Genomic DNA, 21,259 nt, shown 5'->3' on the forward strand with positions numbered 1-21,259 from the left:
TTTCTCCCGCCGGGGGCCTTGGCGGTCTCTTTCTAGCGGGCAGCGATCAGGTGCATGGGGCTGAAGGCGAGGCCCGCAGTCGGCTCCTCGGCCGTGCGTTGGTGTTCCAGCCTGAACCTGCCCACGATCTGCGAGAGACTGCCCGCCTGCTCCTGCAGCGACTGGGCGGCAGCCGAGGCCTGCTCGACCAGCGCGGCGTTCTGCTGCGTGGTCTGGTCCATCTGCGTGACGGCCTGGTTGATCTGCTCGATGCCCGAGGTCTGCTCCTGGCTCGCGGCGCTGATCTCGCCCATGATGTCCGTCACCCGCTTCACGCTGCCGACAATCTCCTCCATGGTGCGGCCCGCGTCGGCCACCTGGCGGCTGCCTTCCTCGACCTTCTCGACCGAGTCGCCGATCAGCGACTTGATTTCCTTGGCCGCCGCGGCCGAGCGCTGCGCGAGGCTGCGCACTTCCGACGCCACCACCGCGAAGCCGCGCCCCTGGTCGCCCGCGCGGGCCGCCTCGACGGCCGCATTGAGCGCGAGGATGTTGGTCTGGAACGCGATGCCGTCGATCACGCCGATGATGTCCACGATCTTCTTCGAGGAGGCATTGATCGAGCCCATGGTCTCGACCACCTGGAACACCACGTTGCCGCCGCGTGCAGCCACTTCGGATGCCGAGGTGGCCAGCTGGTTGGCCTGGCGTGCGTTGTCCGCGTTCTGCTTGACCGTCGAGGTCAGTTCCTCGAGCGATGCGGCCGTCTGCTCCAGCGAACTGGCCTGCTCCTCGGTGCGCGAGGACAGGTCCTGGTTGCCCACCGCGATCTGCGAGCTGGCCGTCGACACGCTCGCCACCACGCCGTGCACCTGCGCGAGCGAACCCTGCAGGGCGTCGCGCATCTGGTCGAGGGCGCGCAGCAGGTTGCCGGTTTCGTCGCCGGCGTAGCTGGCCTGGGCCTTGCCCGTCAGGTCCATGGCGGCGATCGACTGGGCCATGCTCTCGGCGCTGCGCAGCGGCCGGGTGATGCTGCGGGCCAGCTGCCATGCAAGCAGGGCGCCCAGCGCCAGGCTCACGGCGGAACACACGACGAGCAGCGTGCTGGTCTGCGCACGCAGGTTGTTGGCGCGGGCGGCGGCGGCATCGAGCTGCTCGCGCTGCATGTCCACCACCTGCTGCACGCCCGCGATGTAGCTCACCGAGGTGGGCTGGAACTGGGAGTCGAAGACGCGGTTGGCGCCTTCGAGGTCGCCGGCCAGCTTGAGCTTGCTCACTTCCTCGCGCGCGCCCAGGTAGGCCTTGCGCAGGCCCGCGATCTTCTCCAGCAGGGCGCGTTCGTCCGGCTTGGCCAGCTTCTCCTCGATGAACTTCTGCAGCTCGTTGGTGTTCTTGATCGACGCCGCCGAGGCCAGCGCGAAATAGTCGACCAGGCTGGGGTCGCTGCTCTTGGCGATGGCTGCGGCCCGCTGCACGCCGGCGGTGGTGTAGCGCAGCCAGTCGGAGCCGGCGCGCTCGATCTTCAGGTTGTTCTCGATCATGGCGTCTATCTCGCGGCTGAGCTGCTGCAGCTTCCATACCGCGGCGGCGCTGGTGGCCAGGAAAAGCGCCAGGATGATGCCCAGCACGATGGCCAGGCGCTTGCCGATTGAGACGTTGCTCAGGAACATGGTCGAACTCCGGAAACCAGGAATGAGAGGACGAAAGGCGACCGTCGGGTCGCCCTTCATCGCTGGTTATCGGTTGTTCAAATGAAAACTTTAGAAAACTTCTTGAAGTTTTCCGCCGGGTCCCTCGGCTGCCGCCGGGCCCCGGTTCAGATCTTCAGCGGCGGGAACGACTTGACCAGGTCGTCCAGCGCCTTGATCTGCGTGAGGAAGGGCTCCAGCCTGTCCAGCGGCAGGGCGCTCGGGCCGTCGCACTTGGCCTGGGCTGGATCCGGGTGGGCTTCGAGGAAGAGGCCGGCCAGGCCGACCGCCATGCCGGCGCGCGCCAGGTCGGCCACCTGCTCGCGGCGGCCGCCCGAGGCGGCGGCGCCGGCCTCGCGCTGCTGCAGCGCGTGGGTCACGTCGAAGATGATGGGCAGGTTCTGCGACACCTTCTTCATCACGCCGAAGCCCAGCATGTCGACCACGAGGTTGTCGTAGCCGAAGCAGGTGCCGCGGTCGCAAAGAATCAGCTTGTCGTTGCCGGCTTCCTTGAACTTCTCGACGATGTTGAGCACCTGCGAGGGACTCAGGAACTGGGGCTTCTTGATGTTGATGACGCGGCCGGTCTTGGCCAGCGCCACCACCAGGTCGGTCTGCCGCGCCAGGAAGGCGGGCAGCTGCAGCACGTCGACCACCTCGGCGACCGGGGCGGCCTGGGCGATCTCATGCACGTCGGTGAGCACCGGGACGCCGAAGCCGTCCTTCACGGCCTGCAGGATCCTCAGGCCTTCGTCGAGGCCGGGGCCGCGGTAGGAGTGGATGGAGGAGCGGTTGGCCTTGTCGAAGCTGCCCTTGAACACATAGGGAATGCCCAGCTTCTGCGTGACGCGCACGTATTCCTCGGCGCTGCGCAGGGCGAGGTCCTTCGACTCGAGGACGTTGACGCCGCCGAAGAGGACGAAGGGGGCCTCGTTGCTGGTGGCGACTTGGGGGGTGATGGTGACGGTGGACAAGGTTTTCTCCTGACGGGGTGCTTCGGTGCAGGAGCCTATTGTCGTTCCGCCGGCTCGGGAGGGTCTCAGCCGCCGGGCGTCACCGTCAGGTAGAAGGGCGTGAGCGTGCCCGCCACCGGCCGCAGCAGCTTCAGCAGCAGCGGCTTTCCGTAGCCTTCGCCCGCCAGCCGCTTGAGCAGGTCGGACAACTGGGCCAGCGGCACCCCGTCGCAGCCGACGAGGATGTCGCCGCTGCGCAGCCCGTCGCGCGCGGCGGCCGAGCCGGCCACCACCTCGACCACCCGCACGCCCGTGGCCACCGGCCATTCGTTCTCGCGCACCCAGCGCCGGGGCAGGGCCACCGCCGCGCACTGCACGCCGAGCTTGCCGCGCCGCACGGCGCCGTGCCGCATCAGCTCACCGGCCACCCAGCGGGCGGTGTCGATGGCTACCGCGAAGCTCAGGCCTTGCGCCGATGGGATCACCGCCGTGTTCACGCCGATCACCTGCGCGGCGCTGTCCAGCAGCGGCCCGCCCGAGTTGCCGGGGTTGAGCGCCACGTCGGTCTGGATCACGTCCTCGATCATCCGCCCGCCGCGCGAAGGCAGGCTGCGGCCCAGCGCGCTCACGATGCCGGCGGTCACGGTGAAGTCGAAGCCCAGCGGATTACCCACCGCCACCGCCAGCTGGCCCGGCTGCAGCGCGGCCGAGCTGCCCAGCGGCAGGAAGGCGCTGGGGTGCGATTCGATGCGCAGCACGGCGATGTCGGTGGAGGCGTCGATGCCGACCAGCCGCGCCGTGCTCTCGGTGCCGTCGGCGAAGGCGGCGCGCAGCTCGGTCGCGCCCTCGACCACGTGGGCGTTGGTGATCGTGAAGCCGTCGGGGGTGAACAGGAAGCCCGAGCCGCTGCCCTGGGCGCCCGGGCCGCCGCCGCGCTGCGCGGCCTTGCGGACCTTGATGTGGGCGACCGCCGCGCTGGCGGTGTGGGCCACCTGGGTGACGGTGGCCGAGTAGGAGTCGAGGATGAATTCGTCGCGCGCGCCCATGGGAGTACCTCTTCTTTCAGTCGGCGGAACCTGAAGGAAATGGCGGTGCGCGCCCGGTTTTCAACCCGGCGCGCCGGCGTTCACGAAGCCTTCAGCGAAGGCTCAGCGATTCTTCAGCGGGCCTGCCGACACTGGGCTTCCCGAAAACAACACCCACACCACGGGCACACCAGCTTGAAGCACTTCATTCTCCTGATCGCCGTCGCCACGCTCGCGGCCGGCTGCGGCCACGATCGGCACCGCCACGACAGGGACCGCGACCGCAACGGCATTCCCGACCGCTACGAGCGCAACCGCGACAGCGACCGGGACGGTATCCCCGACCGCTACGACCGGCGGCCGTACGATCCGCGCAGCTACTGATCGCCCAGGGCGATCACGGGGCCTTCGGCCGCGACGACGGCTCCCAGGAATCGGGCGTGGTCGCCACCAGCGACTTGAAGTCCTTCCACGGCCGCGCGCCCGGGATGGTGCGCCCGCCGACGATCAGCCCCTTGGCGAACACCACCATGCGCTCGCGCAGGTAGGCGCGGTCGGATTCGGGCCAGGTCTCGATGGAGTGCGGCCCGCGTGCGAGCACGATCTCCTTCAGGCCGCGGATGCGGTTGTAGGCGGCCACCGTGCCTTCGAGCGTTTCGGCGCGGTCCCACAGGCCCTTGCCGAAGAAGGCGGCGGGCCAGCGGTCCATGCCCGCGAGCGTGGAGGAGTTGGGATAGAACACGATGTGATGCTCGGCCGCCATCCCGCCCAGGAAGAGGTTGCGGTCGGCCAGGTCGGGCGAATCGCCCACGTAGCCCGCGCCGCTCGCGAAAGACGACAGCAGCAGCGCGCCGCGGATGTTGCGCAGGCCCTTGGGCGGCGTGCAGTTGGGCTGGGGCATGTCGAAGCTGCACTGGGCCACGTAGTTCTTCGTCATCGCCCAGGCGGTGGACATCGAGCCGCGCGAATAGCCGCCGAGCACCAGCGGTATCTCGCTGGCCGGCATGCCCGCCAGCAGCCGGCCCCGCGTGGCTTCGCCTTCCAGCACCTCGCCCCTGGGCGTGAGGATGCGCAGGCCGCGCCCGGTCTCCAGCGCCGTGAGCGCGCGGAACACGTCCTCGCCTTGCTCCAGCGTGTTGGTGTCGCTGAAGCCGCCCGACAGCCCCTCGCCGCGCCGGTCGTAAGCCAGCACGTCGAAGCCGGCCTGGTTCAGCGCATACAGGTTCTCGCGCCACCAGCGCTGGCCCATGGTCTCGGTGGTCGCGTTGGGGAAGTTCACCGGCACGGTCCTGCCGGTCTTCTGGTCGAGGCGGTACGCAACCTCGTCGGGATGCTGGATGGCCGTGAGCTGCCCGCCGCCGCCCGGCGCCATGACGACCAGCGCGCGCGTCTTCCTGCCCTTGCCGTCGTCCACGCCCGCGCCCTCGATGTACCAGCCGCGCAGCTTGATGTCGCCGGTCATCTTCAGGTCGATGCGCTCGAAGGTGTCGCGCGGCGCGGTGAACTCCACCACGTAGGTGCGCGCGTCGGCCTCGGCGATGCCTTCGCGGTACAGCGCCTTGGCGAAGAAGGCTGGGCGGCGGATCTGCCTGAGGTCGACGTTGCCATCGGGGTCGATGCGTCCGGACGGATCGACAACCCCGGTCGAGCGCGTGGCGCGCTCCTTGTTGGGCGGCAGCCAGCGCTGCATCTGCGCGTCGATGCGCTTGAAGCAGGCCGGGTCTTCCTTGCAGGCGCGCCAGCGGGCCTTGAGCTTGTCGTCGGTGAACTCGCTGATGTAGTAGTTGCCGCCCGCGTAGCCGGCGGGCGGCCGGTTGGCGTTCATCAGCACCGGCACGCAGACCTTGGGGCCCCTGGCGTTCTTCGGATCCTGCGGCAGAAGGTAGCCGTCCATCATCGCGTTGCGGTCGGTGCCGACCCAGGCGGTGCAGTCGGTGGGCGGCGCGGTGGTCACCGCAGCCTGGCGCTGCGCCTCGCTGGGGCCGCCGCATGCGCCGAGCTGGAGGGCGAGGGCGGCGGCGGCAAGGCCGGACGCGACGGTTCGGAGACGAACCCGGACGGGGCGCGTCGTGATGGTCGCGGTCGTTGCCGCCATTGCGTTCAGCGGATCGGGATTGCCGGTGGAAAGAGAAAAGTGCATGCAGCGAGGCGCGAATCTGGAGGCCCCGATCTTCGCCGCATCGACGCGCGGAAAACGAAGCCATGGCCGTTTCAGGGTGAAAGCGTGCGCCTCGATTCATGTAGGACGTTTCCTGCACGCGCACGCGCTGCTTTCCACACCCGGTGACCATGCGAGGCGCGCCCAATGCCGCCAATCCGCAAGGAAACGAACAGACACCGCAGACACAAGGAGACAAGAGAGATGACGAATTTCGAAGGCATCTACTGCTTCGACACCGCGAGCGTGCGCTTCGCCTTCTATCCCGACGGCCCCGCCGGCCCCCGCGTGCTCGCGCAGATCTCCGAGGAAACGCTGCATGACGAATTCGGCGTGCGAGCGATCGGCGAACAGCTGCTCGGTGCCTGCCAGGAGCACTTCCACACCATAGAGCCCGCGGCCGTTGCGCGCTACCGGGCCAGGCCGGGCCGCGCCATCACGCTCACCATCGCGGACTTCGGCCTCCACGCCTGAAGAATCGCGGCCGATGCGCGGGCTGCCGCGCCATGCACGAGCCCCTTTCCGACACGGGCACGAGGCCAGGGCCTTGGCCGGGGCCTCCGTCACCCCGGCAGATTGGCATCAGGTCAGAACAGAACAGCGCCCCGGCTACGACGCGCCAGGAGGCGTGCGATGCCGAATTTCACTCTGCAGCGCGCGCTGCCCGGACGAAAGCGCCAGTTCGTAGCTTTCCGCGGGCTCGAAGGCCGTGCGCAGCACGCGCGGATGCGTGCCCTGGTCGTCGGTTTCGAGCAGCTGCCAGACGTATGCACCCGGCAGCGGCTCCTCGATGGTGAGTTCGATGGGATGTGTCATGGCGCCACCTTGGCGCGGCGCGCGGGTTCTGTCTGTAGGCCCGGAACGACGTTGGGGCTGCGTATCGCGGCCTCTTTTGGAAAACAAGCAAGCAAAGGACCCATGCCATGGAAACCACACCGCCCGCATTCGACGAACGCCTCGTCACGTTCAGCTATCGCGGCCGGCTGTTCCTGTGCCGCGCCGAGCGGCTCGACGACCAGACCTACAGGCCCGTCGTGATCTGCCGCACGCCCTCGGCGGGCGAGGACGACATCGAACTGCCCGCCGACACCGACAACGCCTCCTACGGCACCGAGGCCGAGGCGCTGCGCCATGCGGAGCAGCAGGCCATGCGATGGGTGCACGACAGAACGGAAGGAGCCCAGGGGCAGGCCTGAGCGGGCCGGCTTCAGGTTTCCGCTTCCTCAGGTTTCCGCTTCCTGTTGCGCGGCTTGAGCAGGGGCGCTGCCCGCCGTCATGTGCCGCAGCAATGGCTGCCGCGCCAGCACCTCTTCGAACGGCCCGTGGTCGAGCACATGGCCGGCCTCCATCAGCACCACCGTGTCGAAACGCTCGAGCAGGCTCAGCCGGTGCACCGACGCGATCAGGCAGGCATCGGGGAACGCGCCGGCGATGCGCTCCAGCACGCGCGCCTCGGTGTTGGCGTCGAGCGCGCTGGTCGGCTCGTCGAGCAGCAGCAGCGAGCTGCCCTGTGCGGTGAGCACGCCGCGCGCGAGGCACAGCCGCTGGCGCTGGCCGCCTGAAAGATTGAAGCCGCGCTCGGAAACGGCGGTGTCCAGGTCGCCGCCGGTCGCCTTCAGAACTTCGTCGAAAGTGCTGGTGTGCAGCGCGGCATGCAGCAGCGCGTCGTCGTGCGGCTGCCCGAAGGCGAGGTTCTCGCGCACGCTGGCTTCGAAGAGTTCCGTTTCCTGCGGGATCAGCGTGGCGAGCCGGCGCAGCCGCGCCCAGTCGGCGGGCTGGCCGTCGAGCAGCAGCGCGCCGCTGCCGGGTGCGTAGAGCCCGGCCAGCACGCGCAGCAGCGTGCTCTTGCCGCCGCCGCTCGGGCCGACGAGGGCGATGCGTTGGCCGCGCCGCAGCGTCAGTGCCACGTCGTGCAGGCCGCTGCGCACGGTGGGCTCGGCGATGCCGGCTTCGTCGACCGGCGCGCCGCGCGGTGCGTAGCGCCATTGCAGCGCCTCGATGTGCAACTGCCGCCAGCTCGCGTCGGCCTCGACCCGCTCGTGCGCCGGCACCTGCCCGGGCGGCGTGGCCAGCGCCTCCTTGTCCGAGGGAGCCTGCCAGATCGGCCCGGCGCTGCCGTAGTCGGTGTGCATGCGCGCGAAGAAGCTGAAGTTGGCGGCCACCGAGGTGACCACGCCGGCGGCCTGCTGCGCGTACTGGTGGATCATGAACACGGCGCCCAGCATCACGACCTGCCCCGGCGCGCGGGCCTGCCACACGTAGATCACCACCAGCCCCCAGGTCAGCGCCAGCCCCATCAGGTCGACCGCGAACCACTTGCCCTCGTTCAGCACCACGGCGCGCTTCAGCGGCAGCGAAATGGCGGCCATGCGGCGGCGCAGCAGCAGGCGCGAGGCACCCTGCAGGCGCAGGCCGATCACGGTCGAGGCGTTGCCCAGGAAGTCGAGCAGGGCGGCCACGTAGCGGCGGTCGGCGTCGTTCTCGGCGCGCGCGAGCTTCATGAGCGCGCGGTCGATGCGCACGATGACCAGGCCGATCAGCACATAGCCCGCGAGCGCGGTCATGCCGCTGGTGCGCGACAGCAGCGCCAGCGCCACCAGCGGCCCGACGAAGTTGACGACGTTGGTGAGCCAGATGAACTGGTTCTGCGCGAAATCCGACAGCGCGCGGCTGGCCTGGTGCACGCGGTGCTGCAGCTCGCCCGAGTGGTGCCCCTCGTGCCAGGCCAGCGGCGCGGCGGCGATGCGCGCATACAGCTGGTCGGCCAGCGCCTCGCGCACCTTCACGCCCACGTTGCGCTCGAGGATGCGGCCCGGCCCGTGCAGCGCCCAGGCGCCCACGTACACGCCGGCCAGCGCCGCGATCCAGCGGCCGGCCGTGCCGAGCTCGCCGCGCTGCAGGGCGTTGATGGCCTGGCCCGCGAGATAGGGCAGCGCGAGGCGGATCAGTTGCGAGGCCGCGAGCAGCGCGGTGGCCGACAGCAGCTGCGCACGCGCGCCGGCCGCGAAGTGCCACAGCGCCGCATAGAGCTGGCGCACGGCGGCGCCGGGGCTCGTGCCTTTCGTGCTCTTCTTCTCCGTCTTCTCGTCGTCGATGGCCTGCATGCGTGTCAGCCCGCCTTGCGGAACGTGAGGTTGATGCGCACGGCGCCCAGCAGCGGATGCGGCTCGTCCTTCAGCGGCAGCACGCCGTGGTAGCGCAGCCGGTCCTCGCCGCCCCAGACCACCACGTCGCCGTGCGCGAGCGGCACCCGCGCGGCCTTGTCGGCGCGCGCATGGCCGCCGAACAGGAACACCGCCGGCATGCCCAGCGACACCGAGACGATGGGCGCGCCGTAGTCGCGCTCGTCCTTGTCCTGGTGCAGCGACAGCCGCGCGCCGGGTGCATAGCGGTTGATCAGGCAGGCGTCGGGCGCAAAGCCGTCGAAGCCGGCCGCCGAAGCCGCTTCGCGCGCCAGCCGGGAAAGCGCTTCGGGCATGGCGGGCCAGGGCCTGCCGCTGTCGGGATCGGTGGCGCTGTAGCGGTAGCCGCGCCGGTCGCTGGTCCAGCCGAGCGCGCCGCAGTTGGTGAGCGCGACCGACATGGTGAAGCCGCCGGGCGTGACCAGGTGGCGGAACGGCGCCTGCGCTTCCACGGCACGAATGGCGGACAGCAACTCGTCGACGAAAGGCAGGGCAAAGCCGGGCAGCACGAAGGCGGCCGTGCCCAGCGGCTCGCGCGCCGCGCGGGGCGGGTCGTCGAACAGGGCGAGGGTGGTTGCCGCCGCGGGCCGGCCGCGGCTGCCCGTGTTCCTGGAGTTCGTCGTCATCCTGTTCATGCACCCCGATCTTGCCCAAAAGCCAAAGCCGCCTCGCGGGCCCGTCCGGCGGCGGTGGGCCCGGGCCTCCCATGTTCGCGTGATGCCCTCTGGCTCCCCAGACCTTACCCTCGTCACCCCTCTGGCCAAGAGTAGTTCTTAGGGTTTAAATTCCAAAAAATACGCATTCAATGGGTGACGGTGAATCCATCATGGACGGTGCTCGACTCGCTCTCAGCGTTCCGGAAGGCTGGACGGGCTGGATCGAGCTCATGCGTACGCCCAGCGGCACCTATGCCGGCATCGCCGAACTGAGCTTCAGCGGCATTCCGCGCTGTGCGCTCGTCATCACCCAGCAGCTGTCGTGGGACGCGGCGGTCGAACGGGCCACGCTGCGGGCCGATCATTTCGTCAGGCAATGGGCGCCGTCGCGTCGCGCCTGACCGGGTCTTGAATCTCGTGCGGCGGCGCAGCACATGCGCCGGGCTCGTGGTAGAAACCGCGAGCCTTTCCCTGGCCACGCCCGACCCACGACCCCAAACCACGCGCCGCCATCCATGCCGAATCCCCGCCGCCGGACAGCCGACAAACCGCATGTCCGATGGCTGGCGTGGCTGCTGCTCGGCGTCGCGGCGCTTTTCATGGCGGGCTGCGCCGGCCTGCCGGCGGAAGTGCAGCGCAAGCCCTCGACCGCCATCGCCGATGGCCCCGACACCACGCTGGGCCGCCTGGTGAAGGCGGCGGCGCCGCCCGGCGAGCCGCTGAGCGGGTTCCGGCTGCTGCCGATGCCGCAGTTCTCGCTGCACGCGCGCATCGAGCTCGCGCGTCGGGCGCAGCGCTCCATCGACGTGCAGTACTACCTCGTGCAGAACGACGAGACCGGCCGCTACCTGCTGCGCGCCCTGCGCGACGCGGCCGACCGGGGCGTGCGCGTGCGGCTGCTGGTGGACGACCTCTACACCGCCGGCGCCGACCCGCTGTTCACCAGCTTCGCGTCGCATCCCAACGTGGAGGTGCGGCTCTTCAACCCCTTTCCCGCCGGGCGCGACCGCCTGGGTACGCGCTGGGCATGGTCGATCCTGGACTTCGACCGCGTGCACCGCCGCATGCACAACAAGCTCTACGTGGTGGACAACACCATCGGCGTGATGGGCGGGCGCAACATGGCCAACGAGTACTTCCTGCGCGACGGGGGCTCGAACTTCATCGACATCGACACGCTGGTGGCCGGCGAGGTGGTGCCCAGGCTGTCGTCGCTGTTCGACATGTACTGGAACAGCCAGTACGTCTACCCCATCGAGTCGCTGGTGCCGCCCACCGGCGAGACGCCGCGGCAGCTGCGCGAGCGCTTCGACCGCCTCACCACCGGGCCTGAAGAGCTGCATCCCGAGGAGCCCGGCTCCACCGACCTGCTGGGCAACAACCCACTGGCCAGGGATCTTGCTGCAGGCGAGCTGAAGCTGGTATGGGCCCGAGCCGAGGCATACGCCGATCCGCCCGCCAAGGCGCTGGGCCAGACCGACGAGGCGCGCGGCCTGCCCGCCGACGAGTCGAAGGACAGCGTGCTCTACAACGTGCGGCGCTACCTGCGCGGCGCCGAGAACGAGATCATGCAGACCACGCCCTACCTGATCCCGGGGCGCGGCGGCATGGAAACCATCCGCCTCGTGCGCGGCAACGGCGTGAGCTACACCATCGTCACCAATTCGCTGGCGGCCACCGACGAGTCGCTGGTGCACATCGGCTACCGCCGCTACCGTTCGCAGATGCTGCGCCTGGGCGTGGAGCTTTACGAGCTGAGTCCCAAGCGGGTGGAGCAGACGAAGCGCTTCGGCATGTACGGCTCGGCCAGCGGCCGGCTGCACGGCAAGTCGGCGGTGATCGACCGCAAGATCGTCTTCATCGGCTCGATGAACTTCGACCCGCGCTCGATGCTGCACAACACCGAGGTCGGCATCTTCATCTTCAGCCCGCAGATCGCGCAGCAGCTCACCAGCCTGATCGGCTTCATACGGCTGGACGGCGCCTACCAGCTGCAGCTGGGCCCGACGGGCGCCATCGAGTGGGTGAGCCCGGCCTCGGGGGACGCGGCCGACACCATCCTGCACCGGGAGCCCGAAACGGACTTCTGGTCGAGGTGGAAGCTCGAATTGCTCGCACCGCTGGTACCCGAGAGCCTGCTCTAGGGCCTGTTCACACTATTTCCGGGGTCGCGTTGGCGCTCGAAGGGGCGCCTCGCAGCCGGCCCGTTGGTGCGCGCCAACCCTGCGGGAAGGGCAGCCAGGGCGCGCCACTCGGCGTTGCGCTCCTAGCGTGTGCGCATGCACACGCGTCGTCCCGCGCCTTGATTGGCCCGCCCTGGCTGCCCTTCGCGACCCCGGAAATAGTGTGAACAGGCCCCAGGCGGGCGCAGCCCGCATCCTCAAAACAGAGGATGGTCGACAGGAGGGGGCTCCAGAAGAATCGCACCGCTCGTGTTACGAGTTGATTCTTTTGTTTGCTCCTTCACTGACAAGACCATCCATGAAAACAAACTTCGCGACCTCCGCGGCCTCCGGCCAGTCCTTCTTCCAGACGACGCGCTGCGCGTGCGCCGTGGCGCTCCTGGTTTCGCTCGTTGCCTGCGGCGGCGGTGGGGGCGGCGGGGGCGGCGGGGGCGGTGGCGGAGGTTTTGCCGGCTTCCCCGCCTCGAACAACACGCCGCCCGCGAGCAATCCGCCTGCGAGCGACCCACCGGCGACGCCTGTTACGTTTTCGGGCACGGCGGCCTCGGGCCTGCCGCTGGTGGGTACCGTCACCGTCAAGGACGCCAAGGGCGCGAGCAAGACCGTGCCGCTGGTCGACGGCAAGTACACCGTCGACGTGAGCGGCATGACCGCGCCCTTCGTCTTCCGCGCCGAGGGCACGGTGGCCGGCGAGCGCACGGTGATCCATTCGGCAGCGACCGCGGCCGACATCAACGGCAACATCAACATCACGCCGCTGACCGACCTGGTGGTGGCCAACATCGCCGGCCGGCTGGCCTCGCAGTATTTCGACGGCGGCGAGTTCGCCTCGCTCTCGGCCGAAGAGCTCAAGGCCGAGAGCGACGCGCTGAAGGCCAAGCTGCTGCCGGTGCTGCAGGCGATGGGCGTGGACGCCAGCATCGACCTGCTGCGCACGGCCTTCACGCCGCTGTCGAGCGCGCTGGACAAGGCGCTCGACGTGCTGCGCGTGAGCGTCGACCCGGCTACCAACGTGGCGACCATCACCAACATCGTCACCCAGCAGCAGATTGCCGACGACCTGGCCGTGAAGGCGGCTGCCGAGCCAGCCGCCACGCCGATGAGCGGCTCCGGCATGGACACGGCGGCCGACGACGTCGTGGCCATCCGCAAGGTGCTCTCGGACTTCGTGGGCAAGTTCGCCACCGGGCTGCCCGCGCCGTCGCAGCTGCTGTCGCTGATGACCGACGGCACCAATCCCGTCACCGGCACCTACGGCTTCAGGTTCTCCGACCTCTCGGCCTCGCAGTTCGCCAACGAGACGGCGACCGACACCAGCCTCATCGGCGCCAGCTTCACCGACGTGGTGATCCGGCGCATCAACTACACCATCGACGCGAACAACACGAGCCCGCGCGCCTTCGTGGAATTCACGCACAAGGACAAGAACGGCATCGCCTTCAGCAACACCCAGGGCATGCAGATCGTGAAGGGCACCGACGGCGCATGGCGCCTGCGCGGCGACGGCCGCGTGCTGGACATCAACCCGCACGTCCACGCCACCAAGGAAAAGGCGACGGGTTGCGTGAGCAGCTCGCTGCAGTTCGAGATCCAGGACATGAACACCACCAACAGCGCCACCGTGGCGTCGGTGGTCGTCACCGGGCCGGGGCTGCCCCCGGGCGGCCTGCGCCACTCGCGTCCGTCGGGCGGCGGCGCATGGCCCATCGATGGCAGCCCGAACTTCAACTACTACTACCTGACGACGAACTGCAACGGCCGGCAGAACGCAGGCCTGAGCGACAGCGCGATCGCGGCGCTCCCCGCGACGCCCGAGTACACCTTCACCGCTTACGAGAGCGACGGCACGACGGTGGCCAAGATCAGCGGCTTCGACATCGTCTACAAGCACCGCTTCCATGGCCGCCCGCTGACGCTGGCGGAAGCCGCCGCCGTCAGCTACCCGGACTACACGACCACGCCGGCCCTGGCCTCCTACGTTGGCGGCAGCGACTTCTCGATCAGCGCGACCGGGCTGGACCCCGCCTTCGCGGCGCAGTTCTTCCTGAAACTGATCGCCGGGTCGTCGGCCGGCGCGGAAGACCGGGCCGACGTGGCGCCGTCGGCCACGGGCACGGCATCGAAGAGCTTCAACCTGCCGGCGCAGGGCTCGGTGTCCTTCCGCGACATGTTCGTCAGCACCTACGACAGCAGCTGGCGCGAGATCGTGCTGCGCGACACCCAGGCCGTGCTGCCGTGACGCGGGCGCGGGGCACGGTATTCAGCGCGCCCCAGAAAGCCAAAAGCCCCCGAAAAGGGGGCTTTTTCGTTGGCGGCGAGCGTGGCCGCCAGCCGTTACTGCATCAGCCGGCCGCTGAGATACGGCTCGGGATCGACCGGGCTGCCGTTCTTGCGGATCTCGAAGCGCAGCTTCACGCGGTCGGCGTTGCTGCGGCCCATCTCGGCGATCCTGTCGCCCTGGCGGACGACGGCGTTCTCCTTCACGAGGATGGTCTGCACGTGCGCATAGGCCGTGAGGAAGGTCTCGTTGTGCTTCACGATGACCATGTTGCCGTAGGCCGGCAGTTCGCCGCCCACGTACACCACGCGGCCGTCGGCCGAGGCGACGACCGGGTCGCCGAGGTTGCCGGCGATGTCGATGCCCTTGACGCGGTCGCCGTCGAAGCGGGCAATGGTCGGGCCGTTCGCGGGGCGGATGAACAATGCCGCCGGACGCTGCTGAACCGGCGGTCTGGCCGCCGGGGGCTCCGGCCAGGGCTTGTTGAGGTCGACCGTGGAGCAGGCCGCGAGGCCCGCGGCGAGCAGCGCCATGGCGCCGGTGCGTAAAACTAAAGTCTGAAGGTGCATGGGCTCTGTTCGAACGGGTTCGTTGCGGAGGGTTCCTGCAAACCGGCGCGCCCCGGGGCGCGCCAAGCGGGCGATGCTAGCAAACCGCCGCGCCGGCGCTGCGCGAAAGAGCAACCGGCTGTGAAGAGGACATTGGCCGCCGGCTACTTGAGCGGGATCGGCGTGCCGCGGTCGATGGGCACCGCCGTCACGCTGTTCTTGGGCGAGCCGTCGATCAGCAGGTCGGAGTAGGTCAGGTAGACCAGCGTGTTGCGCTTGGCGTCCACCATGCGCACCACCCGCAGGCGCTTGAAGAGCACCGACAGCCGCTCGCTGTAGACCTCTTCGCGCTTGGGCAGCGGCTGCGTGATGCTCACCGGGCCGACCTGGCGGCAGGCGATGGAGGCTTCGGCCTTGTCCTCGGCCACGCCGAACGCGCCGGCCAGCCCGCCGGTCTTGGCGCGCGAGACGTAGCAGGTCACGCCGTTGACCTTGGGGTCGTCGTAGGCCTCGATCACGATCTTGTGGTCGGGGCCGATGAGCTTGAAGGCGGTGTCGACGTCGCCCACGGTTTCCGCCCTGGCCGCCGCTGCCGCGAATGCGAAGCCGAGGCTGGCGCCGCACAGGAGGGTGGCGCGAAGTTTCTTGTTCATGGATCTGGTCAGACGATGCTGAGTTCGTGCACGCGGTCGAAGCTGCCGCGCCGCCGGTCGGCGAAGTAGTGCTCGAGCGTTTCGCGCACCGTGCGGAAGGCGATCTCTTCCCAGGGAATCTCTTCCTCGGTGAAGAGCCGCGCCTCGATGGTCTCGTGGCCCGGGTCGAACTTGTCGTCGAGCAGGCGCGCGCGGTAGAACAGGTGCACCTGTCCCACGCGCACCACGCTGATCACCGAGAACAGGCCCTCGAGCTCGAAGTTCGCGCCGGCCTCCTCGTCGGTCTCGCGGGCCGCGCCCTGGGCGGTGGTCTCTTCGAGCTCCATGAAGCCGGCCGGCAGCGTCCACTTGCCCCAGCGCGGCTCGATGTTGCGCTTGCACAGCAGCACCTTGTCGCCCAGCACGGGGATGGTGCCGACCACGTTCAGCGGGTTCTCGTAGTGGATGGTGTGGCAGGCCGGGCAGACGGCGCGCTGCTTGGTGTCGCCGTCGTCCGGCACGCGGTAGACCACCGCGGTGCCGCAGTTCTTGCAATGCTTGATGGGTACGCGCAGGAGCATGAAACCGACCGCCGTCCTTCAGACGACCTTGACGGTCAGCTTGGGCAGGCCCGCGACCTCGCCCACGAGCGTGTCGCCGGCCACCACGGCCGCCACGCCCTCGGGCGTACCGGTGTAGATCAGGTCGCCGGGCTGCAGCTCCCAGGCCGCCGACAGGTGCTCGATGGTCTCGGCCACGTTCCAGATCAGCTTGCTCACGTTGCTGCGCTGGCGGTCGGTGCCGTTGACCTGCAGCGAGATCTCGGCCTTCTCGGCGTCGCCGGCCTGCGCCACGGGCACGATGGGGCCGATGGGCGCGCTCTGCTCGAAGCCCTTGCCGATGTCCCAGGGGCGGCCCTGCTTCTTCATGTCGTTCTGCAGGTCGCGGCGCGTCATGTCGAGGCCGACCGCGTAGCCGTAGATGTGCTTGTGGGCGTCGGCCGCGGCGATGTTCTTGCCGCCGGTGCCAATGGCGACCACGAGCTCGATCTCGTGGTGCAGGTTCTTGGTGAGCGAGGGGTAGGCCATGGTGCCGGTCTGGCCAGCATCGACCACCACCAGCGCGTCGGCGGGCTTCATGAAGAAGAAGGGCGGTTCGCGGCCGGTGAAACCCATTTCCTTGGCGTGATCTTCGTAATTGCGGCCCACGCAGTAGATGCGGTGCACCGGAAAGCGGGCTGACTGGCCGGCCACCGGCACCGAAACGGCGGCGGGCGGGGCGAAGACGAACTCGGAAGCCATGGAGACGTGTCCTTTTTTCAGGGAAGCCAAGCGGGAAACCGGCAGTGTGCCAGAGGCGGGAGGCCCACAATAGACGGCCCGCGCGGCGTATTTCTTCTCCATTCCCCTCATTTCCCACCATGCCCATCCGATTCGGCAAGGCCGGCAAGGCCAACGCGCTCAACGAACTAGGCCGCCGGCTCGACGAGGAAGGCGACCAGGACGGTGCGCTGCAAGCCTATGCGCAGGCCGGCGCCGTGCTGCCGAACTGGTCGGCCCCCTGGTACAACATCGGCCTCATCCACAAGTACCGCGGCGAGTGGGCCGCCTCGCTGCAGGCCAACGCCCGTGCCGTGCAGTGCGACCCGCGCAACGAAGGCGCGATCTGGAACCTGGGCATCGCGGCCACCGCCCTGGGCGACTGGGCCGCGGCACGCAGCGCCTGGCGGCAGTACGGCATCGCGGTGCCCGAGGGCGAGGGGCCGGTCGATCTCTTCATCGGGCTCACGCCCATCCGCGTGCATGGACTCGAAGCCAGCGAGGTTGTCTGGGCCGACCGCATCGACCCGGCGCGCGCCATCCTGCGCAACGTGCCCACGCCCGACTGCGGCCACCGCTACGGCGACCTCGTGCTGCACGACGGCGCGGCCAACGGCTACCGCCTGCGGGGCGAGCGCGAGGTGCCGGTGTTCGACGCGCTGGAGCTCATTGCGCCTTCGGACTATTCGACCTACGAAGTCACCGTCGAGGATGCGACCAGGGAAGACATCGACGCGCTGGTGACGCGCTTCGAGGCCGCCGACGCCAGCGCCGAGAACTGGACCACCAGCATGCAGATGCTCTGCCGCGCCTGCTCCGAGGGGCGCCCCTACGGCGAGGGCCGGCACAACCACGGCGAGGGCGAGGAGCCCGGCACCCTGGGGCCATGGCGCATCGGCATCGCCGCCCGCGAGGAAGAGGCCGCGCGCCGCATCCTCGGCGAGTGGCGCGAGGCCGTCGCCGCCACCTCGCCGAAGGCCGCGCTGCTGGGCTTGCGCTGCGTGCTGGCGGCTATAGCCCGCTCCTGACGCTGCGTTTCGGAGGGAGCGCTATGCTTGCCGGATCATGAAGCTGCACAACTATTTCCGCTCCTCCGCCTCGTTCCGCGTGCGCATCGCCCTCAACCTGAAGGGCCTCGATTTCGAATACATCCCGGTGCACATCGCGCGCGGCGATCACCGCACCGGCCCCTACGCCGCCATCTCCGCCGACAGGCTGGTGCCGCTGCTCGAAGACGGCGGCGAGCGCTTCTCGCAGTCCATGGCCATCATCGAGTACCTCGACGAAACGCATCCCGAGCCCGCGCTGCTGCCGCGCGACCCGGTGGCCCGCGCCCACGTGCGCGCGCTGGCGCAGTCGATTGCCTGCGAGATCCATCCGCTGAACAACCTGCGCGTGCTCAAGTACCTCGTGAAGGACCTGAAGCTCGACGAGGAAGCCAAGAACGCCTGGTACCGCCACTGGGTGCGCGACGGTCTGATGGCCTTCGAGCGCCAGCTCGCGCAATACCCCGCCGGCACCTACTGCTGGGGCGACACGCCGACGCTGGCCGACTGCTGCCTGGTGCCGCAGATCTTCAACGGCCGCCGCTTCGACTGCGACTTCAGCGGCCTGCCGCGCACCATGGCTGCCTTCGACGCCTGCATGGAGCACGAGGCCTTCCAGCGCGCGCAGCCCTCGCGGGCCCCCGACGCGGAAGCCTGAAGCCGATGGATGCAAGCTGGCTCGTGCCCGAGTGGCCTGCGCCGCCGAACGTGCGGGCCGTGTGCACCACGCGCGAGGGCGGCGTCTCGCAAGGGCGCTACGAGAGCCTGAACCTCGGCGACCACGTGGGCGACGAGCCCACGCACGTGGCGGAGAACCGCAACCGTTTGCGCGCTGCCATCGGGGCTCGTCCGGTCTTTCTGCAGCAGGTGCACGGCACGGGCGTGGTCGAGCTCGATGCCGCCTCTAGCGCCGTGAACGACGGCACGGCTGCGGACGGCTGTACCGCGACCACGGCAGGCGTGGCCTGCACGATCATGGTGGCCGATTGCCTGCCGGTGCTCTTCACCGACGAAGCCGGGCATCGCGTGGCGGCGGCGCATGCGGGTTGGCGCGGGCTGGCCGGCGGTGTGCTGGAGCAGACGGCGAGGTCGTTCGATCGCGCTTCAGGAGTCATCGCCTGGCTGGGGCCGTGCATCGGTCCGAAGGCTTTCGAGGTGGGGTCGGAGGTCAAGGCTGCCTTCGAGGCGCATGCGCCCGAGGCGGCATCCTGCTTCCGGCCCGCGCCTGCTCCCGGCAAATGGCTCGCCGACCTGCCCGGGCTGGCACGCCAGCGGCTGCGCGCGGCGGGCGTGGAGTCGATCCATGGCAACGACGGCAGCGACCCGTGGTGCACCGTCGGCAACCCGTCACGGTTCTTTTCTCACCGGCGCGACGGCATCAGCGGGCGCTTCGCCGCCCTGGTCTGGAAGGTCTGACCCCGTCGTTCCGGTCGGCTGCCGTGCTTCTTCGGCGGCTGCTCGCCGCGCGGCTTCCTGCGCCTCGAGTTCACGCTGCCTGATGGCGCGCCGCCGCGCGGGAGTGCCCATCAGGTAAACCACCAGTGCGACCGGCGCCAAACCGTACAAAAGAAATGTGAAGATGGCGCCCAGCACGGTGCCGGTGGTGTTGGTGGCCTCGGCCACGGCCATCATCAAGGCGACATACAACCAACCGATGACGATCAGATGGACAAACACGGAAAGTTTCAGCTGGTAAGTGGTGGGGGTAGCGTTGTGAGCGCCCTTTGAATGCAGCATACTCAAAACACGCAAGCCATCCGTACCGTTTCAGGCGAGGACCAGGAGACATGATGAAGCAACAAGCAGCGGGGGCCGATGCGTTCGCGCCCTTCCAGCAGGCACTTTCGGAAGGGTGGAGCAAGGCGCTGGAGTCGTTCCAGCAGTCCGCCGCGCAAGGGGCTTCGGCCTTCAACGTCGGCGGCACGCCCCTATGGGAGCTGCCGCAGGGCATGAAGATGCCCGAGCTGCCCCGTTTCTCCATCGATCCCGAAAAACTCCAGTCCATCCAGCAGCAATACCTCGCCGAGGCCACCGAGCTCTGGCGACAAGGCTTCGACGCCAAGCCCGAGGGCGACAAGCGCTTCGCTGGAGACGCCTGGGGCCACAATCCCCTGTCGGCCTTCTCCGCGGCCGTGTACCTGCTCAACGGCCGCACCATGCTGAGCATGGCCGAGGCCATCGAGGCCGACGAAAAAACCAAGGCGCGCCTGCGCTTCGCCGTCGAGCAATGGATGGCCGCCTCGGCGCCCAGCAATTCGCTGGCCTTCAATGCGGAGGCGCAGAAGAAGGCCATCGACACGCAGGGCGAGAGCATCGCCAAGGGCATCCAGAACCTGCTGCACGACGTGAAGCAGGGACACCTCAGCATGACCGACGAGAGCGCCTTCGAAGTGGGACGCAACGTGGCCACCACCGAGGGCGCCGTGGTGTTCGAGAACGAGTTCTTCCAGCTGCTCGAATACAAGCCGCTCACGCCCAAGGTGTACGAGCGGCCCTTCCTGCTGGTGCCTCCCTGCATCAACAAGTTCTACATCCTCGACCTGCAGCCCGAGAACTCGCTGATCCGCTATGCGAACGAGCAGGGCCACCGCGTGTTCGTGGTGAGCTGGCGCAACCCCGACGAGTCGATGGGCAAGGCCACCTGGGACGACTACATCGAGAACGCCGCCATCAAGGCGATCCACACGGTGCAGGAGATCAGCGGAAGCAAGCAGATCAACACGCTGGGCTTCTGCGTGGGCGGCACCATCCTGAGCACCGCGCTGGCCGTACTCGCGGCGCGCGGCGAGAAGCCGGCTGCCTCGGTCACGCTGCTGACCACTTTTCTCGACTTCAGCGACACCGGCATCCTCGACATCTTCGTGGACGAGCAGATGGTGCAGTACCGCGAGATGCAGTTGGGCAAGGGCGGCCTGCTGCCCGGCGGCGACTTGGCCTCGACCTTCAGCTTCCTGCGGCCCAACGACCTGGTGTGGAACTACGTGGTCGGCAATTACCTCAAGGGCGAGACCCCGCCGCCCTTCGACCTGCTGTACTGGAACAGCGACGCCACCAACCTGCCGGGCCCGTTCTACGCCTGGTACCTGCGCAACACGTACCACGAGAACAAGCTGGCCAAGCCGAATGCGCTCACCGTGTGCGGCGAGAAGATCGACCTCGGGCGCATCGACATCCCGGCCTACATCTACGGCTCGCGCGAGGACCACATCGTGCCCATCGGCGGCGCCTACGCCTCCACGCAGCTGCTGCCTGGCAAGAAGCGCTTCGTGATGGGAGCGTCGGGCCACATCGCCGGCGTGATCAACCCGCCCGCCAAGAAGAAGCGCAGCCACTGGATCCGCGAGGACGGCAAGTTTCCCAAGACCCAGACCGAATGGCTGGCCGGCGCGCAGGAACACCCGGGCAGCTGGTGGACCGACTGGGCACAATGGCTCAAGGGGCACGCGGGCAAGCAGATCCCCGCTCCCAAGGCGTACGGCAACGGCAGGGCCTACAAGGCCATCGAGCCGGCACCGGGGCGCTACGTCAAGGCAAAGGCATAAGCTTGGCGGAGTACGGCACGGCGGCAAGACCGTAGCAGCAGAGTTTCAAATCACTTCAACGGAGAACCTC

22 protein-coding genes are annotated in these 21,259 nt (G+C 68.8%); 10 read left to right on the plus strand and 12 right to left on the minus strand.

Features of this window, described 5'->3' with window-relative positions; genetic code table 11:
• Positions 1 to 32: 32 nt before the first annotated feature.
• The 3 genes from FHT32_RS25920 to FHT32_RS25930 all read right to left on the minus strand — a co-directional run bounded on the left by FHT32_RS25920 (position 33) and on the right by FHT32_RS25930 (position 3,666).
• Positions 33 to 1,649, minus strand: coding sequence for a methyl-accepting chemotaxis protein (locus FHT32_RS25920; RefSeq protein WP_256099156.1), 1,617 nt, complete (start codon positions 1,647 to 1,649; stop codon positions 33 to 35).
• Between the two features lie 146 nt (positions 1,650 to 1,795).
• Entirely contained in the window at positions 1,796 to 2,641 is an 846-nt protein-coding gene (kdsA, locus tag FHT32_RS25925) for a 3-deoxy-8-phosphooctulonate synthase (RefSeq protein ID WP_176667457.1), read from the minus strand.
• 65 nt (positions 2,642 to 2,706) lie between these two features.
• Complete coding sequence (locus FHT32_RS25930; RefSeq protein ID WP_176667458.1) at positions 2,707 to 3,666, minus strand: S1C family serine protease; 960 nt, start codon at positions 3,664 to 3,666, stop codon at positions 2,707 to 2,709.
• 174 nt (positions 3,667 to 3,840) lie between these two features.
• On the opposite strand from FHT32_RS25930, the gene FHT32_RS25935 reads away from it, so the two are divergent.
• Entirely contained in the window at positions 3,841 to 4,029 is a 189-nt protein-coding gene (locus tag FHT32_RS25935; RefSeq protein ID WP_176667459.1) for a hypothetical protein, read from the plus strand.
• A gap of 13 nt (positions 4,030 to 4,042) precedes the next feature.
• On the opposite strand, the gene FHT32_RS25940 is transcribed toward FHT32_RS25935, so the two are convergent.
• Positions 4,043 to 5,785: a hypothetical protein gene (locus FHT32_RS25940; protein WP_371132252.1), complete on the minus strand. Its 1,743-nt coding sequence runs from the start codon at positions 5,783 to 5,785 to the stop codon at positions 4,043 to 4,045.
• Between the two features lie 222 nt (positions 5,786 to 6,007).
• On the opposite strand from FHT32_RS25940, the gene FHT32_RS25945 reads away from it, so the two are divergent.
• A complete protein-coding gene (locus FHT32_RS25945; protein WP_176667460.1) occupies positions 6,008 to 6,277 on the plus strand; it encodes a hypothetical protein in 270 nt (89 codons plus the stop codon).
• Between the two features lie 135 nt (positions 6,278 to 6,412).
• On the opposite strand, the gene FHT32_RS25950 is transcribed toward FHT32_RS25945, so the two are convergent.
• The gene (locus tag FHT32_RS25950) at positions 6,413 to 6,619 is read right to left on the minus strand and encodes a hypothetical protein (RefSeq protein WP_176667461.1); all 207 of its coding nucleotides are present in this window, start codon (positions 6,617 to 6,619) and stop codon (positions 6,413 to 6,415) included.
• 107 nt (positions 6,620 to 6,726) lie between these two features.
• Here FHT32_RS25950 and FHT32_RS25955 point away from each other — a divergent pair, with 107 nt between their 5' ends.
• Positions 6,727 to 6,999, plus strand: coding sequence for a hypothetical protein (locus FHT32_RS25955; protein WP_176667462.1), 273 nt, complete (start codon positions 6,727 to 6,729; stop codon positions 6,997 to 6,999).
• Between the two features lie 27 nt (positions 7,000 to 7,026).
• Here FHT32_RS25955 and FHT32_RS25960 read toward each other — a convergent pair whose 3' ends face one another.
• A complete protein-coding gene (locus FHT32_RS25960; RefSeq protein WP_176667463.1) occupies positions 7,027 to 8,907 on the minus strand; it encodes an ABC transporter ATP-binding protein in 1,881 nt (626 codons plus the stop codon).
• Positions 8,908 to 8,912: 5 nt separating this feature from the next.
• Positions 8,913 to 9,611 carry a DNA oxidative demethylase AlkB gene (gene alkB, locus FHT32_RS25965; protein ID WP_256099157.1) on the minus strand — a complete coding sequence of 233 codons (699 nt, stop codon included), beginning with the start codon at positions 9,609 to 9,611 and terminating at the stop codon, positions 8,913 to 8,915.
• A gap of 200 nt (positions 9,612 to 9,811) precedes the next feature.
• Between alkB and FHT32_RS25970 the strand changes: the two genes are divergently transcribed.
• From FHT32_RS25970 to FHT32_RS25980, 3 genes are all read left to right on the plus strand, one after another.
• On the plus strand, positions 9,812 to 10,042 hold the full coding sequence (locus FHT32_RS25970; RefSeq protein ID WP_256099158.1) for a hypothetical protein: 231 nt from the start codon (positions 9,812 to 9,814) through the stop codon (positions 10,040 to 10,042).
• Between the two features lie 114 nt (positions 10,043 to 10,156).
• Entirely contained in the window at positions 10,157 to 11,785 is a 1,629-nt protein-coding gene (locus tag FHT32_RS25975) for a phospholipase D family protein (RefSeq protein ID WP_176667465.1), read from the plus strand.
• A 337-nt stretch (positions 11,786 to 12,122) separates the two neighbouring features.
• Entirely contained in the window at positions 12,123 to 14,063 is a 1,941-nt protein-coding gene (locus FHT32_RS25980; protein ID WP_176667466.1) for a hypothetical protein, read from the plus strand.
• Positions 14,064 to 14,158: 95 nt separating this feature from the next.
• Here the strand turns inward: FHT32_RS25980 and FHT32_RS25985 are convergent, their stop codons facing one another.
• The 4 genes from FHT32_RS25985 to FHT32_RS26000 all read right to left on the minus strand — a co-directional run bounded on the left by FHT32_RS25985 (position 14,159) and on the right by FHT32_RS26000 (position 16,583).
• Positions 14,159 to 14,635: a murein hydrolase activator EnvC gene (locus tag FHT32_RS25985; protein WP_371132253.1), complete on the minus strand. Its 477-nt coding sequence runs from the start codon at positions 14,633 to 14,635 to the stop codon at positions 14,159 to 14,161.
• A 179-nt stretch (positions 14,636 to 14,814) separates the two neighbouring features.
• On the minus strand, positions 14,815 to 15,303 hold the full coding sequence (locus FHT32_RS25990; RefSeq protein WP_176667468.1) for a CreA family protein: 489 nt from the start codon (positions 15,301 to 15,303) through the stop codon (positions 14,815 to 14,817).
• A gap of 8 nt (positions 15,304 to 15,311) precedes the next feature.
• On the minus strand, positions 15,312 to 15,863 hold the full coding sequence (locus tag FHT32_RS25995; RefSeq protein ID WP_176667469.1) for an NUDIX hydrolase: 552 nt from the start codon (positions 15,861 to 15,863) through the stop codon (positions 15,312 to 15,314).
• 18 nt (positions 15,864 to 15,881) lie between these two features.
• Positions 15,882 to 16,583, minus strand: coding sequence for a fumarylacetoacetate hydrolase family protein (locus FHT32_RS26000; protein WP_176667470.1), 702 nt, complete (start codon positions 16,581 to 16,583; stop codon positions 15,882 to 15,884).
• Between the two features lie 119 nt (positions 16,584 to 16,702).
• Here FHT32_RS26000 and FHT32_RS26005 point away from each other — a divergent pair, with 119 nt between their 5' ends.
• The 3 genes from FHT32_RS26005 to pgeF are packed head-to-tail and all read left to right on the plus strand — an operon-like array spanning position 16,703 to position 19,063.
• Positions 16,703 to 17,629 carry a tetratricopeptide repeat protein gene (locus FHT32_RS26005; protein WP_176667471.1) on the plus strand — a complete coding sequence of 309 codons (927 nt, stop codon included), beginning with the start codon at positions 16,703 to 16,705 and terminating at the stop codon, positions 17,627 to 17,629.
• 37 nt (positions 17,630 to 17,666) lie between these two features.
• Positions 17,667 to 18,305, plus strand: a complete 639-nt coding sequence (gene maiA, locus FHT32_RS26010) for a maleylacetoacetate isomerase (protein ID WP_176667472.1) — start codon at positions 17,667 to 17,669, stop codon at positions 18,303 to 18,305.
• A gap of 5 nt (positions 18,306 to 18,310) precedes the next feature.
• Positions 18,311 to 19,063, plus strand: a complete 753-nt coding sequence (pgeF, locus tag FHT32_RS26015) for a peptidoglycan editing factor PgeF (protein WP_176667473.1) — start codon at positions 18,311 to 18,313, stop codon at positions 19,061 to 19,063.
• On the opposite strand, the gene FHT32_RS26020 is transcribed toward pgeF, so the two are convergent.
• Complete coding sequence (locus FHT32_RS26020; RefSeq protein WP_176667610.1) at positions 18,995 to 19,384, minus strand: hypothetical protein; 390 nt, start codon at positions 19,382 to 19,384, stop codon at positions 18,995 to 18,997. The two genes, pgeF and FHT32_RS26020, sit on opposite strands and share 69 nt — an antisense overlap.
• A 53-nt stretch (positions 19,385 to 19,437) precedes the next feature.
• Here FHT32_RS26020 and phaC point away from each other — a divergent pair, with 53 nt between their 5' ends.
• On the plus strand, positions 19,438 to 21,189 hold the full coding sequence (gene phaC, locus FHT32_RS26025) for a class I poly(R)-hydroxyalkanoic acid synthase (protein ID WP_176667474.1): 1,752 nt from the start codon (positions 19,438 to 19,440) through the stop codon (positions 21,187 to 21,189).
• Positions 21,190 to 21,259 lie beyond the last annotated feature (70 nt).

This window comes from Variovorax sp. SG517 (assembly GCF_013376045.1).
Lineage (GTDB): Bacteria > Pseudomonadota > Gammaproteobacteria > Burkholderiales > Burkholderiaceae_C > Variovorax.